General features: G+C 64.0%; 21 protein-coding genes and 1 pseudogene. All 22 read left to right on the forward strand.

Annotation, left to right across the window (positions count from 1 at the left end):
- Positions 1 to 16: 16 nt before the first annotated feature.
- A pseudogene (locus BLV63_RS19225) lies at positions 17 to 403 on the forward strand (VG15 protein); the annotation flags it as partial.
- Positions 404 to 570: 167 nt separating this feature from the next.
- Complete coding sequence (locus BLV63_RS17785; RefSeq protein WP_074784714.1) at positions 571 to 783, forward strand: hypothetical protein; 213 nt, start codon at positions 571 to 573, stop codon at positions 781 to 783.
- Between the two features lie 95 nt (positions 784 to 878).
- Positions 879 to 1,373 (forward strand): capsid assembly scaffolding protein Gp46 family protein, encoded by a 495-nt coding sequence (locus BLV63_RS17790; RefSeq protein WP_066217435.1) that lies wholly within the window; start codon positions 879 to 881, stop codon positions 1,371 to 1,373.
- Between the two features lie 19 nt (positions 1,374 to 1,392).
- Entirely contained in the window at positions 1,393 to 2,322 is a 930-nt protein-coding gene (locus BLV63_RS17795; protein WP_066217437.1) for a phage major capsid family protein, read from the forward strand.
- Positions 2,319 to 2,528: a DUF7302 family protein gene (locus BLV63_RS17800; protein ID WP_139244801.1), complete on the forward strand. Its 210-nt coding sequence runs from the start codon at positions 2,319 to 2,321 to the stop codon at positions 2,526 to 2,528. The genes BLV63_RS17795 and BLV63_RS17800 overlap by 4 nt, the downstream gene beginning before the upstream one ends.
- Before the next feature lie 553 nt (positions 2,529 to 3,081).
- The gene (locus BLV63_RS17805; RefSeq protein ID WP_074784718.1) at positions 3,082 to 3,597 is read left to right on the forward strand and encodes a hypothetical protein; all 516 of its coding nucleotides are present in this window, start codon (positions 3,082 to 3,084) and stop codon (positions 3,595 to 3,597) included.
- 671 nt (positions 3,598 to 4,268) lie between these two features.
- Entirely contained in the window at positions 4,269 to 4,589 is a 321-nt protein-coding gene (locus tag BLV63_RS17810; RefSeq protein WP_074784720.1) for a hypothetical protein, read from the forward strand.
- A gap of 94 nt (positions 4,590 to 4,683) precedes the next feature.
- Positions 4,684 to 5,373 carry a DUF5361 domain-containing protein gene (locus BLV63_RS18510; RefSeq protein ID WP_139244803.1) on the forward strand — a complete coding sequence of 230 codons (690 nt, stop codon included), beginning with the start codon at positions 4,684 to 4,686 and terminating at the stop codon, positions 5,371 to 5,373.
- Positions 5,374 to 6,312: 939 nt separating this feature from the next.
- A complete protein-coding gene (locus BLV63_RS17815) occupies positions 6,313 to 6,576 on the forward strand; it encodes a hypothetical protein (RefSeq protein ID WP_139244805.1) in 264 nt (87 codons plus the stop codon).
- Between the two features lie 1,011 nt (positions 6,577 to 7,587).
- Complete coding sequence (locus BLV63_RS18515) at positions 7,588 to 7,755, forward strand: hypothetical protein (protein ID WP_139244807.1); 168 nt, start codon at positions 7,588 to 7,590, stop codon at positions 7,753 to 7,755.
- 29 nt (positions 7,756 to 7,784) lie between these two features.
- Entirely contained in the window at positions 7,785 to 8,108 is a 324-nt protein-coding gene (locus BLV63_RS17825; protein WP_074784725.1) for a hypothetical protein, read from the forward strand.
- Positions 8,109 to 8,150: 42 nt separating this feature from the next.
- Entirely contained in the window at positions 8,151 to 8,351 is a 201-nt protein-coding gene (locus BLV63_RS17830) for a hypothetical protein (protein WP_074784726.1), read from the forward strand.
- A 355-nt stretch (positions 8,352 to 8,706) separates the two neighbouring features.
- The gene (locus tag BLV63_RS17835; RefSeq protein ID WP_074784727.1) at positions 8,707 to 9,054 is read left to right on the forward strand and encodes a phage tail protein; all 348 of its coding nucleotides are present in this window, start codon (positions 8,707 to 8,709) and stop codon (positions 9,052 to 9,054) included.
- Between the two features lie 70 nt (positions 9,055 to 9,124).
- Positions 9,125 to 9,517 carry a hypothetical protein gene (locus BLV63_RS18520; protein WP_139244809.1) on the forward strand — a complete coding sequence of 131 codons (393 nt, stop codon included), beginning with the start codon at positions 9,125 to 9,127 and terminating at the stop codon, positions 9,515 to 9,517.
- A 356-nt stretch (positions 9,518 to 9,873) separates the two neighbouring features.
- Positions 9,874 to 10,440 carry a hypothetical protein gene (locus BLV63_RS17845; RefSeq protein WP_139244811.1) on the forward strand — a complete coding sequence of 189 codons (567 nt, stop codon included), beginning with the start codon at positions 9,874 to 9,876 and terminating at the stop codon, positions 10,438 to 10,440.
- A gap of 182 nt (positions 10,441 to 10,622) precedes the next feature.
- Positions 10,623 to 11,060 (forward strand): hypothetical protein, encoded by a 438-nt coding sequence (locus BLV63_RS18525; RefSeq protein WP_139244813.1) that lies wholly within the window; start codon positions 10,623 to 10,625, stop codon positions 11,058 to 11,060.
- Positions 11,061 to 11,238: 178 nt separating this feature from the next.
- Positions 11,239 to 11,760, forward strand: coding sequence for a hypothetical protein (locus BLV63_RS18530; RefSeq protein WP_139244815.1), 522 nt, complete (start codon positions 11,239 to 11,241; stop codon positions 11,758 to 11,760).
- Positions 11,741 to 12,112 (forward strand): hypothetical protein, encoded by a 372-nt coding sequence (locus BLV63_RS17850; protein WP_074784733.1) that lies wholly within the window; start codon positions 11,741 to 11,743, stop codon positions 12,110 to 12,112. Before BLV63_RS18530 ends, BLV63_RS17850 begins: the two co-directional genes overlap by 20 nt.
- Before the next feature lie 147 nt (positions 12,113 to 12,259).
- On the forward strand, positions 12,260 to 12,454 hold the full coding sequence (locus BLV63_RS17855) for a hypothetical protein (RefSeq protein WP_074784735.1): 195 nt from the start codon (positions 12,260 to 12,262) through the stop codon (positions 12,452 to 12,454).
- A 56-nt stretch (positions 12,455 to 12,510) separates the two neighbouring features.
- Positions 12,511 to 12,783, forward strand: a complete 273-nt coding sequence (locus BLV63_RS18535; RefSeq protein WP_139244817.1) for a hypothetical protein — start codon at positions 12,511 to 12,513, stop codon at positions 12,781 to 12,783.
- A gap of 935 nt (positions 12,784 to 13,718) precedes the next feature.
- Positions 13,719 to 14,348 (forward strand): hypothetical protein, encoded by a 630-nt coding sequence (locus BLV63_RS17865; RefSeq protein ID WP_139244819.1) that lies wholly within the window; start codon positions 13,719 to 13,721, stop codon positions 14,346 to 14,348.
- Between the two features lie 73 nt (positions 14,349 to 14,421).
- The coding region (locus tag BLV63_RS18540; protein ID WP_139244821.1) for a hypothetical protein at positions 14,422 to 14,875 on the forward strand (454 nt) is incomplete at its 3' end.

Raw genomic sequence — 14,875 nt, forward strand, 5'->3', positions numbered from 1 at the left:
GGTGAAGCAGCGGACCATGCGGGACCTGTTGCCGGTGCTGGGTGACCAGTACGCGGGGATGACGTCGCTGATCTCGGCGCAATTCTTCACGGAGCTGCAACAGGTCCTTGAGGTCCGTAACCCTGTGGACGCGCAGAGCCTCGCCGGCGCGGGTAGTGACCGGTGGAGTTCGTTGGCTGGTTGGGCTTCCCGCCCTGCTGTGTTCGAGCAGGGCGGTAACGCGTTGATGTTCTCGCTCCTGTCCGGTGGGCTGACACGGATTCTTACGTCGATGGCGGCTGACACGATGATCGGCAACGCCGAGGCGCAGGGCGGCATGGGTTACCAGCGCGTCCCCAAGCCGGGTTGCTGCGCGTTCTGCGGGATGCTCGCCTCCCGCGGTGCCGCCTACACCTCCCGGGACTCTGCCGGGACTGTGGTGGGCCGTGGCGTGCCGTTGGAGAAGACCAAGGGCCGCCGTGGCGGGCAGGGCAGGGGCATCAACCCCCGGGCTCCCGTCGCCTGGGCGAGTCCTTCCACGACCACTGCCGCTGCGCCGTCGTCGCGGTCACACCTCAGAACGCGGTGCAGATGCAGGCCGACGCGGACCGCTACCTGGATACCTACCGCAAGGGCTACGAGCAGGCCCAGGACGGCAAGATCTGGGTCCCTGCCCAACGTACACAGGACGGCTCCCGTTCCGGCACCGGCCACTGGGAAACCCCCATTGGTGAGAAGTCCTCTCCCAAGGACCGGACCAGCCAGGTCCTTCAGTACATGCGCGCCGAACTCGGCGTGAAGTGACTTCCACGGTTCTCCCGTGAAGCGGTACGCGCCCGTCTGCGCGGTTTTCACCCTCTATGCCCGTACGGGGCCTAAACGGAAAGTGAGGTGCCGCCTTGGGCGACACGAACAACACCGCACCAGCGGGAGAATCCACCGAGCCCCTGCCCCAGCCCGAGCCGAAGGCATTCGTCCCGCCTGCCACGCAGGAGGACCTTGACCGGATCGTGGGCCAGCGTCTGGCTCGTGAACGCGACAAGTACGCGGACTACGAGGAACTGAAGGCCAAGGCTGAACAGTTCACGAAGCTCGAGGAAGCGAACAAGACCGAACTGCAGAAGGCTACCGAGCGGGCTGAACAGCTCGCCAAGGAGAACGCCACTCTTCAGGCGACCGCACTGCGCGCCTCTGTGGCAGCCGCTAAGGGCGTCCCGGAGAACCTTCTGAGCGGTGGAACCAGGGAAGAGATTGAAGCCGCCGCTGACGCGCTTCTGGCCTTCCGTGGGACCAAGCAGACCGCACCTGTCGTCCCCGCCCAGGGGAAGACCCCATCCAAGATCACCGACGACCCGACCCGGGAGACGGCTCGGAAGCTCTTCGGCAACAACTAACCCCACCTGGAGGTAAATCATGGCCGTTTTCACGACCACCGACGCCAAGGTGATGCTCCCCAAGAACATCGCTGACGGCATTGTCACGGAAGCCCGTACGGGCTCGACCGTTGGCCAGCTCTCCGCCCGCGAACCTCAGCGGTTCGGCGAGACGGAGTACATCATCTTCAACGACTTCCCGAAGGCGGAGTTCGTGGAGGAGGGAGCCCAGAAGGGTTCCACCACGGGCGGCTTCACCTCCGTGAAATCCACCCCGAAGAAGGCGCAGGTCACTCTCCGTTTCAATCAGGAAGTCCAGTGGGCAGACGAGGATTACCAGCTTGGCATCCTGTCCGAGCTGGCCACTGCGGGCAGTAAGGCACTGTCCCGAGGTCTTGATCTGGGCCTGTACCACCGCATCAACCCGCTCACGGGCACCGTGATCTCGAGCTGGTCGAACTACCTGAACGCCACCACGAAGCGCGTGGAGATCACCGCGTCCTCGGAGGCAGATCAGGACATTCGTGCCGCTGTCGGTCTGCTGGTGAACTCCCCGACTAACTGGGGTGTCAACGGCATCGCCCTCGACCCGAAGATGGCCTGGGCCCTGGCGAACTTGCAGAGCAAGAACGCCGACGGCTCCCCCTCAGGTGTGCAGCGTTACCCGAACCTCGGCTTCGGCACCAACGTCACCGACTTCCTCGGCGTCCCGGCAGCGACGGGCAACACCGTCTCCGGCACCCCGGAAGCGGCCGACACGAAGCTGCGCGCCATCGTTGGCGACTTCCAGAACGGCATCCGCTGGGGCGTTCAGCGTGAACTCCCGGTCGAGCTGATCCGTTACGGCGACCCGGACGGCCAGGGCGACCTCATGCGAAACAACCAGATCGCTCTCCGCCTCGAGATCGTCTACGGCTGGTACGTCTTCACGGACCGCTTCGCCGTCGTGGAAGACAAGGTGACCCCGTGAGCCGCCGGATGATCGACACCTACACCGGATCCACCGTCGTTGACGACGAGCTGGCCGAGTCCCTGGGTTCCCAGTACGTCCCGGAGGACGAGTACGAGGCCCCGGCGGGGCGCAAGCCGGCAGCCCGGAAGGCTGCGACCGGGCGAGCCGCCAAGGCCAAGGAACCCGAAGGCCATGGCGAGGGCGAGAAGTCCGAGGACGAGTAAGGAGGTCGGGCCATGGCTGATGTGACACCGTTTCCGTTCGCCACTGTGGAGGAACTGAAGCAGCGGTGGCCCGACTTCCCTACCGGGGGTGAAGCAGCGGCGACGGTTGCCCTTGAGGATGCGTCCCAATTCATCTTGGACGTCTGCTCAGGGGCCGCCAACGCCAGCGCTTCGACCCGTCGCCGGTCGTCTGCTCCGTCGTTCGCCGCGCAATGGGCACCCCCGACGGCGGCGAGGGCATGGAGTCTATGACTCAGGGGCAGGGCCATTCCAGCAGACCTGGAAGATCTCGAACCCTGACGGTAACTACTACCTGAACAAGCAGGAGAAGATCGCGCTCGGCTGCGGGAAGTCCAAGGCTTTCGGGGTGCAGATCGCATTCCGCCCGGAAGGACGCCATCTGCCCTGGTGCAGTCTGAACTTCGGGGCAATGTACTGCTCCTGCGGGACAGACATCGCCGGGGAACCGATCTACGAAGGCGGGACACCATGAAATTCCCCTCCCCCTACACGGTCGGTCACCAGGAAGCGCATTGCGGGGGGCGAGGATCCTATGGGTGATCCGCTCCCGGAGCACTGGGAGGACCGCCCTGATCAGAAGGTCATGGGCTGGGCAACACCCGGTTCAGACGTGGAGATCCGCCCCACAGGCTCCGGAGTCGACCGGGATCTGGACCTCTATAGCCCCACCGGGTTCACGAAGCCCCAGGACAAGGTCATCATCGACGGCGTTGAGTTCTTCCGCTGTCGGGTGGCCCGAGGACTACAACCACGGGCCTTGGCGATGGGCACCGGGTTACCGGATCAACCTCAAGCGGGTGGAGGGCTGATGGCAATCAGGGTGAAGCTCAACCAGCGAGGGTTCCGCGAACTTCGCAACGCACCACCTGTAGTCGCTTTCCTCGAGTCCCAGGCGGAACGCGTCGCGAATGCAGCCGGCCCAGGGTTCGAGACCGACACCCATACAGGTGGTGCCCGTGCTCGTGTTGCCATCTACCCCGACACCGAAGAGGCGTACCGGGCTGAGGCGAAGTACGGTGCGCTGTCGAAGGCGGTGGGTAGTGGCTAACCAAGTTGTCCTGTTCGGCAATGCCATGGCAGCGGCCGGCTATGGCTGATCGCGAGGATCCCTGGCCTGACCGTCGTCCGGTACTGAACCGAATCCTCGTCCGGACCAGTTCGTTCTCATCAGTGATGCTGGTGGCGGCAGTTCTCGCCGATCCATGAGAAGGCGTTCCTCATGGTCGATACGTGGGGGCCGACGAAGAACGTTGCTAAGGCCAAGGCGCAGCTCGTCCGGGCGCACCTGTCGCCCTGAGCAATGACACCATCACTGTCCCGGCCAGTGCCGATTCCCAAGCAATGGATGTCGTCATCTACTGGGCCCACCCCATGGGTGGCTCGTGGATATTCCTGACCCGGACGCCAAGATCCCGCGCTACCGGCAGAACTTCGAACTCGCTGTTCGTGGGACGCCGATCTAACCCATCCAACCCTTGCAAGCCCTGCCACCTGCGGGCTTTTTCATGCCCCAGGAGGGACAACATGGCACTCACTGCCGGCAATGTGCGCGTCGCGGTCACCGGAACGATCTCGTCCGGCCCGCTCGGAACCGCACTCCCACTGACACCACGACCGCCCTGAACGCCGCCTCAAGGATCTCGGCTATGCCTCGAGGACGGCATCACCCAGGCGATCAGCACCGACCAGACCGACATCAAGGCCTGGCAGAACGGTGACGTGGTCCGGAAGATCCAGACCAGCCACGACCTGACCTACCAGTTCACCATGATCGAGACGTCCGCAGAGGTCCTGAAGGTCTACTACGCGGACCCACGGCCACCGCTTCGGCGATCAAGATCAAGGGCACTCAGACCGATCACCTGGTCTGGGTCATCGAGGTCCGTGATGGTGCCAAGACCATCCGCATCTGCCTCCCGGACGCACAGGTCACCGAACGCGGCGACGTCTCCTCAAGGTGACGAGGCCATCGGCTACGACGTCACCCTGACCGCCTACCCGGACTCCACCGGCACCAAGGCCTACATCTACATGGCCTGATCCAACCCCTGTGGGGCGCGTGTTGCGGGACCGCGCCCCACAGGTCACCACCAGTCCGCAACCCCTACCAAGTTCTCTGCCCGCAGAGGCACCCATGTCTGAAATCAAGATCACCGACGACACCACCACCATCCCGGAAGGTGTCAAGAAGCCCCAGGATCGCAAGCCCAGGGTCAACAAGGACGGCACAAAGACCGTCACTGTGCATGGTCAGGAGTACACCATCGCGGCCGACGCACTCGATGACTTCGAACTTCTCGACGACCTGGACTCCCTCGATGAGGGTGAGGTGCAGCGGCTCCCCCGGATCCTGCGCCGGCTGCTTGGCAAGGAGTCATTCAAACGGCGCTCGAATCGGTTAGGGACCCCGAGACGGGGCGGGTCTCCGTGGAAGCTGGCAGTGAACTGGTCCAGGACCTCATCAAGGAACTGGCCCCAAACTCCTAACGCTCGCCGCTCTCCTTCGGGAGTTCGGCGGGCAGTTGCGGGCCGACTTCTTGCGATACTACGGCTCCGTCTCACCCGCACCGGCAGGGTTCCCGGCTTCCACCTCTGGGAGGTTGCCGATTTCGCTGAACATCTCCCTGACGATTCGGCGACCAAGCGGGCGCTCGGACAAGGCTGGACGCTTCTCGAACAACTTACTGCCTTGATAGCAGACCGCTTGGCAGTCCTGGCATGGCAGAAGACCGCTGACGGCAGAAGGGCAAACGCCCACCCAAGCCCATTCCGCGCCCAGGGTTCGAGGACAAGACCACCACGACGTTCAAGGGCAAACCCATGAGCCTCGAACAGGCCGAGAAGTGGAAACAGGCTCGGCGTGCACCGCAACCCCCACCGGGAAGTTGCTCACACCACCAAGGCCGGCGTGGTCAAGTTCGTCACCGAACGACAAGTCGCCTATTACAACAGAAACCGCTAGCCCCTGCACCGTCCTGGTGCGGGGCTAGCCGCATTCCAGGAGGCCCCATGTCTGAACTGGCGACGCCTATGTCAACATCGTCGCCTCCTCCAAGGGCCTTGGCAAGAGCATCGTCAACGACCTAACTGGGGCAGCAGACGCGGGCAGCGCGGCCGCTGGCAAGCGCGGCGGAAGCTCGTTCGGCGCTGCATTCGCCGGTATCGCCGGCAAGGTCCTCGCCGTCGCTGGACCTGCAATGGTTGCAGGCTGGCAGTCAAAGGCGGGATCTCTCGAGCACTGAACATCGAGGACGCGCAGGCCAAACTCACCGGGCTGGGCCACTCCACCAGTCGTAACGAAGATCATGAACAATGCCATGGCCGCAGTGAAGGGCACGGCGTTCGGCATGGGTGACGCGGCCACCGTGGCTGCTGGCGTGGTCGCTGCTGGGGTGAAACCCGGCCAAGACCTTGAACGGACCCTGAAGCTCGTGGCGACTCGGCCACCATTGCGGGTGTCGGCATGGGTGAGATGGGAGCGATCTTCAACAAGGTCGCCGCGTCGAACAAGATCCAGGCGATGTCATCGCCCAGCTGAACGACGCTGGCATTCCGATTGTCCAGCTCTTGGGCAAGAACTGGGTAAGACCTCCGACGAGGTGTACGACTCGCCTCCAAGGCAGATCGACTTCGCGACCTTCCAAAACGCCATGGAGAAGGGCCTCGGCGGTGCAGCCCTGAAGTCCGGAGAGACCTTCCGTGGCTCGATGGCGAACCTCAAAGCAGCCCTCGACGCGTCGGCGAAACCGTCATGCTCCCTTTCTTGAGCGCAGCCAAGGACGGGATGAACGGGCTTATTCCGATCATCGATGGCGTAAACAAGAAGCTCAAGCCAGTCTTCGCAAACGTCATGAAGGGCTACGACGCCCTGATTGGCGGCTGGCAGAACGCAAATGCTCAGGTCAATGCCACCGGTTTTGTGGGAACGTTCCTCCGAATCGGCGCGGGAGCACGCAAGGCGTTCGACGAAGTCAAGGTGGGATCACGGCGATGGTCGCCGCCTACCAAGCGGGCGGCTCAGATGTGACGTCAACCGGGTTCGCTGGGGTGCTCGAGCGCGTCGGCCTTTTTGCGCGTAGCGCTGTCGGATCAGTCCAGGCCTTCTTCGCTGCCTTCAAGGCAGGTGGAGATGACGTCACGTCGTCCGGGTTCTCCGGGTTCATGGAGCGCCTTGGACTCGCGGCGGCATCGGCAGTGGCCTTCGTGCGTGAGAACGCCTCCGCGTTCAAGGCAGTTGCGGCAGCAATTGGCGCTAGCGCGATAGCTTTCAAAGTCCTCACAACCGCAACTTCGGTGTACACCGCGGTGACTAAGGGGCAGCAATTGCAGCGGCCTCTTCACGAAGGTCCTGAAAACCAATCCGTTCGTCACTATTCTGTCTGCCCTCGTTGGCGTCGGGACGGCACTGGCATACTTCTTCACCCAAACCGATGCTGGACGTGCGTTGTGGGCACAGATTTCGGCTCAGTTCCAGGCCTTCTCGCCCGTAATCAGCGCATGGCGACTGCTTTCCAGCCTCTTGGGCGGCATTCGCTCAACTGGGCGCGCAACTGGCATCGCAGCTGGCTCCCGTACTCGCACAGCTCGTTTCGACCCTGCTACCGGCGGTCGTCCAGATCTTCCAAGTTATCGGCCCGGCGGTGATGCAGGTTCTTGCTGCTCTGATGCCGCTGGTGTCAGCTCTGGTATCGGCGCTTGTTCCGGTGATCACGATGTTGGTTTCAACGGTCCTGCCGCCCGTGATCTCGCTGTTCACGGCGATCGTGTCCGCGATAACCCCACTGATCAATATCCTCTTGGCCGTTTTGATCCCCGTCATCCAGGCCTCATGCCGGTAGTGACGACGTGTTCGGCGCGATAGCCAACGTCATCACATCGGTCATGCAGATCGTTCAGGGTGTGATCCAGGTAGTCACTGGCATCATCTCGGGCAACTGGTCCCAGGTGTGGCAAGGATCCAGAACATTTTCAAGGGCATCTGGAACACCATCGGTCCATCGTCACGGTGCTATCAGCATTGTCCGGACCGTGATTAGTAGTGGCCTTCACTGATCGGGTCGCTGTGGTCTTCAGCCTGGAACGCATCAAGTCGTTCTTCACCGGGCTCTGGTCGAACATCACGGGTGCGATCTCGTCCGGGATCAACAACGTGGTCTCGTTCTCCGTGACCTCCCTGGCAAGATCCTCGGCGCGCTCTCCGGTCTGACGGGCTCCCTCGTCCAGATCGGTCGAGACATGATCCAGGGTCTTCTCAACGGTGCCGGCAGCCTCCTGTCCAGCATTGGCAGCTTCTTCCTCAACCAGCTCCCCGGCTGGATCGTCGGGCCGTTCAAAGCGGCCCTGGGATCCACTCACCGTCGCGAGTGTTCCGGCAGTTCGGTGAGTTCATCGTTCAGGCCTTGCCGGTGGGTGAAGAAGGCCGGGCCGCAGGCAACGGCAGCCATTACCGCTGTGGCACGGAAGGTCACCTCTGAGGCCACGAAGCACTTCACAAAGGCTGACCAGCTCCGCAAGGCCGCCTCGTCGCTGATGAGCCGTGCCGCTCAGGTCTCCGGGTGAAGGCCCGACCCTGGGAAGGACGCGAAGGCTAACGCGAAGAAGATGACCGCCTACTACGCGGCGATCTCGAAGCGGAATAAGCAGGTCGCGTCCCTGGTCGCTCAGGGCCGGCAGAAGCTTGCCGAGGCCAACCGGGAAACGTCTCTGGGGCGGACGTTGGATGCGACGTCGCGGATGATCAGCGCCAGCAACGCGCAGATCTCCAAACTCACCACCCAGCGCGCCAGCATCGCGTCCGTCTGAAGACAGCGCAGAAGAGCCTTTCGGATGCGGTCAAGACCGGACAAGGCGGCCAGTGACGCGGCTGAGAAGTTCCGGGACGAGTTCAACCTGGGGACCTTGCCGGGCGTAGCGCTCAGGCATTGTGGCGGCTGCGAAGAAGACCGTAGGCAGCGTCCAAGGGTTCAAGGGCCAACTCGACAAGCTGCGGTCCATGGGCCTTGATTCCAGTCTGCTCGCGCAGATCGTGAGCTTGGCACCGGTAAGGCGGCTCCATCGCTAAGTCCCTCATCGCCGGGGCAAGGTCTTGTCGGTCAGCTCAACGGGCAGTGGAAACAGCTCGGTTCGGTGTCCCAGTCCGCGGGCATGTCGTTGGCGAATGGATGTACGGGCGGGGATCGCCGCGCAGCAGGGTCTTGTGAACGGGCTGTCCGGGAACCTCAAGGCCGTGGATGCGGCGATCAAGAAGGTCACCGACCGGATGACCTCGCAGGTGAAGAAGAACCTCGGGATCCACTCACCGTCGCGGGTGTTCCGGTATGAGGTCGGGCGGCAGGTCCCTGCTGGCCTGGCGCTTGGTGTCCGGGACGGTACGGGCTGGTGTCCCGTGCTGTGGATTCCCTGGTGCAGATCCCCAGCGCCGTCGCTTCCCAGCCCTACCGGCCAGCCTCCTACGTGCCCGCTCCTGGAAGTCACGGACGGTGGGCCGATGGGCGGACCCCCGTGAAGATCGACATCCACGAAACCGCAAACCCGCGCGCTACCGCTCTTGAGACGGCGCGTCGATTGGAGGGTCTGTGACCGACATCGTAACGGCCACCATCGGCGGGCGAACGTTCGGCGGGTCAGGGCTCTACCTTGACCCGGCGGACACCGTCGGCGGGTCCTCACAGCACCCATCGAAGGATGGGGTAACCCGGGAACACGCGGGACGTGAACCCGTGGCCCGACCGCGACGGGCCTGGTCTGACCCGGCCTACTACGACGGCGCGAACTACGTCCTCCGGGGCGTCCTCGTGGTCCCGTCGTTCGCCCGTGCGGCGCTCGTGCGGGACCAGTTCGTCGCCGCCCTGCCCATGAAGGTCTACAAGCCCCTGATCGTCGCTGAAGCGGAACTGACCCGGTACGCGATGGTCCGTGTCGTGGGAACGCCGGAGGTGGTGTGGGACGGGTCGAGACGATCAGCGTGAACGTGCAGTTCGTCGCCACGGACCACCGCCGATTCGCCGGGACCGGACCGAACGACATCAGCGGCTCCGGGGTCGCCAGGCTCCCCATCACCGATGGGGCCTGGTCATCCCGCCCACCACTGTCGCGGACACCAACTGGTCCAACAACCCGTCCTTCGAGGTAGACACCTCTGGCTGGGTCGGTGTCGGTGGAGCCCTGACGCGGGAGACCGTATCCCCTCCGGCGTGGATCGTCGGCACGGCCTGGGCAGACTCACCACCGGTTCCGGGGCAACCCGACCCGGCGTCCTGGCCGCATCATCCACGGACCAGCGGGTGAACCTCTCCCCCGGGACTGGGCGGCGGTGTCGATGCTGATGGCCAACGATTCCGGCTACACCAGCCAGATCGGGATCCGCTTCTTCGACTCCACCAACACCCGTATCAGTGAGTCCATGAGCGCCCCCACCAACAACACCGGGGGCAGGGTCACACACTCGGCACAGGCCCCGGCAGGCACAATCTACGCCCAGCCAGTGCCCTACCTGTACAACGGCGGAACCGTCATCCCCTCCGGCGTGAAGCTGGACTTCGACGCCGTCAAGATCAGCGCCGCTGCTACCCAGTCCGCTGCGGTCGCCTTTGCCGGGGACTACTTCGATGGCGGCTCCGCACCCTCCGGCGGGTACACGTTCCGGTACACGTCCACAGCGGGAAAGAGCACCTCGGAGAAGGTTCAGCTCGCCGGTTTGACCGTGCCGTTCGCGATCACCGCGACCGTGACGAACAACGCCGTCACGGTCGGATCCTCCGGCACCGGGACTCCCCGGGTCGTGGTGACCATCGCCGCCGTGAACACGCATCTGACCAACCCTCAGATCACCGATGACCTCGGCAACCGCATGACGTTCAACCTCGTCCTGACCGTGGGCAGTTCCTCGTGATCGACCTGGACAAGAAAACGATCCTGCTGAACGGCACCGCCTCACGGCGCACCGCCCTACGAGGATCGTGGATCAACCCCCGCCGGGCATGACCCTCACCTTCAACGCTGAGGGTTCCTCTCCACCAACCAGGCCACCGCCACCGTGGCCTGGACTGACACCTGGAATTAGGAGGGCCTACTGTGCCTCTTGACGCAATCGACCCCAGCTTCATCAACGCGCCCTCCCCCGCTGGCCCTCCCCTCTACACGGAGAGTCCCTGCGCCGTGACATCGGCGGGCTCCTGGCCCCCGGTGCCGCGGTGGGGACCAGCCGCAGCGGTGTCCTTGACGCCCGCGCCTGGCGATCACCCTCTCGGGCAACAATGTCCTGGCAACGGCAGGCCGGCAGCGGTCGCGTCCAGTACGGGAGCGTACCTCACCGGACTGGCCACTTCAGCCACCGTTGACCCCCTGGTCGCAGCGGATGCGAACAACCCCCGCCGTGACCGGGTGATCCTTCAGGTCTGGGACCCCAGCAACCCGCAGAATGACGGCACCAGCGGCGGGACGAACCGTAAGGGTGTCGTCCGGATACTCACCGGGGACCCGGACCCGCTCGCCACCACGGGCGGCGGGTGAAGCCCGAACCAGGTCTGGCCCTGACTCTGGCGTTCATCGACGTCCCCAAGGCCGGAAGCGGCTCCCCCGTGGTAACCGATCAGCGGCCAATCACCGCAGCAGCGGGAGCACCGATCCCGGTCAACAGCCTGGCCGAGGCCCGCGCCCTGCCAAGGTGCGCGGCCTGCAGAGGCTCCGCATGGACCTTCCCGGGTTCCCCACGCAGGTCTACAACGGCACCGTCTGGACCCATGTCGGACCGTGGAAGCGCACCACCTTCACCGTCAATTCCACGAACATCCCCACCTCGGCCAGTGATGGCACCGGCTCCCGTGCCGTGGCGACCATGTCGATGAACGCGGAAGCCTACGACCGGCGCATGAAGGTCTTCGTCCAGACCAGCGTGAACTCGGGTGCCATCGCCTCCGGGATCAGCCGGTGGGATGTGTGCGCATCCCTCATGCAGTCCCAGGCATCCAACGCCCAGACCCGCTCCCCGCTGTGCTGGACAGCCCCCGGCAACTACCTGATGAGCAGCTACATCGAAACCGAAGAGATCATCGTCCCGGCAAACTCCCTGCCCATCCGCGCTTCTGGGTGGACAAGGTCACCGGCAACGTCTTCACGGGCGTGTCCGTGGATCCGAAGATCACGAAGTTCTGGGTTGAGGAATGCCCCGCTGACGAAGCCTAGGAGGTGCCGTGAGGTTCATCATCTGTGACCTGATCACCGGCACCGTCCTAGACGAAGCGCCCCTGGTCATCGCGGAGGACCTGACCCGCCAGCTCAAGGGCGTGGGCGAGGGCAAGTTCTTCGCCCCGTTCTTCGACGGGGAAGGCCGCCTCTACAAGAACCGGTACTGGGAGAAGCTGATCGTTCCGTGGAAGTCCCTCATCCTCGTCACCGACGAGGATGGCCGGATCATCTGGCACGGGATCCCCAACAGCACCGCCACACCAGGTATCAACGGTCAGGAAATCCCCTGCAGACCGTGGAGGAATACCTTCTGCGCCGGTACATGCCCACCGCCGAGTTCCTTGACGTCGACCAGGCCAACATCTTCGCCGCCATGATCAACGCCGCGAACGTCAACGGCATCGGCCTCGAGGTGGACGCCCCACTGACGGGGGTGATCTTGGAACGCCTCTATCAGACGCGGAGAACACCAGGATCGGGACCGTCTCACGGAACTGTCCAACGCTTCCCCCGGCTTCGACTGGATGATTGATATCCAATGGGCCGACGCCGCCCAGTCGCGGGTGCGGAAGATCGCACGGATGCGCCCCACCATGGGCAACCGCACCACCACCCCGGAGCACGCGTTCATCTCCGGGGTGAACATCACCGACGCCACCCCAGAGACCCGGTGGGCCAGGGAGACGCCGCGACCCTCGTCACCGCAGTCGGCGACGTGAAGGCGAATCCCGGCTGATCTCCGCACCCGGGATCGACACCATCCGGAAGCCGCTGGATGGCCACCCTGGAAGAACGCCGCAACTTCTCCGGCGTGGACAGCGAAGAAACCATCGCCGCCCACATGGCCCGCATGAAGCAAGCGTTCTTCGGCGGCCAGACCCTCGTGACTCTTGAAGCGAAGATCCCCGGCGACGGGACTACTACACCGGCCGGCGGACCTGACCTGGGCGATACCGCACAGTCAACGTCCGCGTCGGGCAAACCCCGTCGACCTGGACGAGTTCCCATCGAGCTTGATGCTGTCTGGCCTGTCATCGGTACTCCCTGAGCCAGGACATGAAGACCTGGAAGCCGACCCTTGCCGACCTGACAGGAGTGACATTGGTGCCAGTGGATAACAGCTTCATCCCCCGCCCCTTCGGTGTCACCGACGCGGAACCGGTCATGAGCTGGCACGGAAGCAGCAGGCCCTTGCGGCCAACCGAACAGCTCATCCACCATCCCGCCAGGTGCACACTCCGCTCGAAGCGGCGTCCTCGTCCCCGGCGGGCAGATCAGCGTGACCGGGGGCGGCAACATCTCCACCACCGCCGACGGCATCGACCGCTATACCAACCACCAATCAAGGTCAGCACCAGTCTGGGCAACCGGAAGTGATCGAACCTGGACGGCCTGCCGGTGCTGCGGCCCGGGATCTGGCTAGCGATACTTCCTACCAGACCGACCCCGCCAACATGGCATCTTTGACGTCACGCTACGGCGACAACATCGAATCCAGTCCCTGAACTACACCGACAGCGAAGGTAGGCGTTGCGTTCAGCGGCGAACATCGACCCGGCAGGAGCGAGCCTTACTGGAGCCGTCAAGACGGCGACCCGGCAAGCCCCTCCACCGGGGAACGTCCCAATCCGGAGGCCTGTCGGTCAGCCTGATTCTGCACTGTCCGTTGGCAACCTACGTGCGCAACGCAGCACCGGACGACCAGCGGTCATCCACACAACACAGCGTCAGCATGCGCCCTGGGGCGGGCAGATGGGCCACCGACGGTCTCCAGATCCGGTACGAGCAGAGCGACTACAACGGCACCTACATCAACAAGGCCTGTTCAAGTTCGACAAAGACGGCCTGATGACCTCCACAGTGAGAAGGGTGCCAACAAGGTAGACGTCATCCACACTGTGACGGCGTGCTGACCCTGAAGGGCAGCAACAGCGTCAACGTGGTGGGGACCTTCACTGTCAACGGCTCACCCGTGGGCGGGCCGTGACGAGTGTGGCCGGTAGGACCGGTGACGTCGTGCTCGCCCGCACGGACATCCCGGCAGCGACCACGAGCGCGCCGGGTGCGATGTCAGCGGCGGACAAGGCGAAACTCAACGGCCTCGGCACCGAGTCGATCGTTAGCGCGCTCAGCCCTGCGGGATGGAACGTTGGCGGGTCCATTTTCGTCGAGCCACTCGCTGGCGAAACGAAGATCACGATCGCGCTGGTGCCGAAGTACACGGGCGCGAACGTAACCATCACCACCACCGCGTACACGTCGATGGGAACCGTGCTGCCATCGGCGGCGATGAGCTCTACCGCGGACTCCCCCTACGTTCTCACTCAGGTCGTCGGGGCCGGCTTGAACAACCAGGCCATCGCGTTCGTGAACCTAGCTACCGGGCCGCTTCTATCCGCGCAGTCGGGCGAACTTCACCCTCGCATCCGGCGCACTGTTCACCATCTCGTACACCTACAAACGCTAAGGATCCACATCATGGCCCAAGCAATGGTCTCCATCACTCTCGAAGGCAAGCGCATCGACCTCAACGGCGACATCCCTGACGACATCGCCACCAGCATCGTCAAGCAGATCACCGCACTGCTCGTCGGCATCCAGGAGGTCCCGTGACCCTCCCCCACCGACAACCCATCAGGAGAGGAGGTAGGAGCGTGTGGAGTCCTGGGGACCGACACTCACCGCAGTGGGTGCACTGCTGGCCGTCCTCGGTGGCGGCATCCGTTACCTCATCGGCCGGTCAGACAAGAAGCGCGAGAAGCGGGAGGCGTCTGTGGAAGAGCTACTGAGAGAGCGCATCGAAGCCCTCGAGGCCGAGTTGAAGGAAGCGAAACTCGTCAAGCGCGCAGCCGGTAAGTGGCGTGAACAGCTCATCGCCGCCGGTATCGAACCGGACCCGAAGACTGGCCGGAAGGAGTGTCATGAGCCAGCTCGAAGACAACGAGAGGCGGCTGGCCGTCGCGCAGGAGGCCGTGGACAAGTCACGCCGGGCGACAAGCGCACGAAGTCCCTGCTCCTGCTCTCGTCCTGTCTGCTCGCGTTCTTGGTGGTGTGTGCGGGATCCTGGCATGGCAGAACGGCAACTACGCCGCCCAGGCCGCCGACGCCGCACAAGCTCAGGCAGCCGAGAAGAAATCGTT

Source organism: Arthrobacter woluwensis (assembly GCF_900105345.1).
Lineage (GTDB): Bacteria > Actinomycetota > Actinomycetes > Actinomycetales > Micrococcaceae > Arthrobacter_E > Arthrobacter_E woluwensis.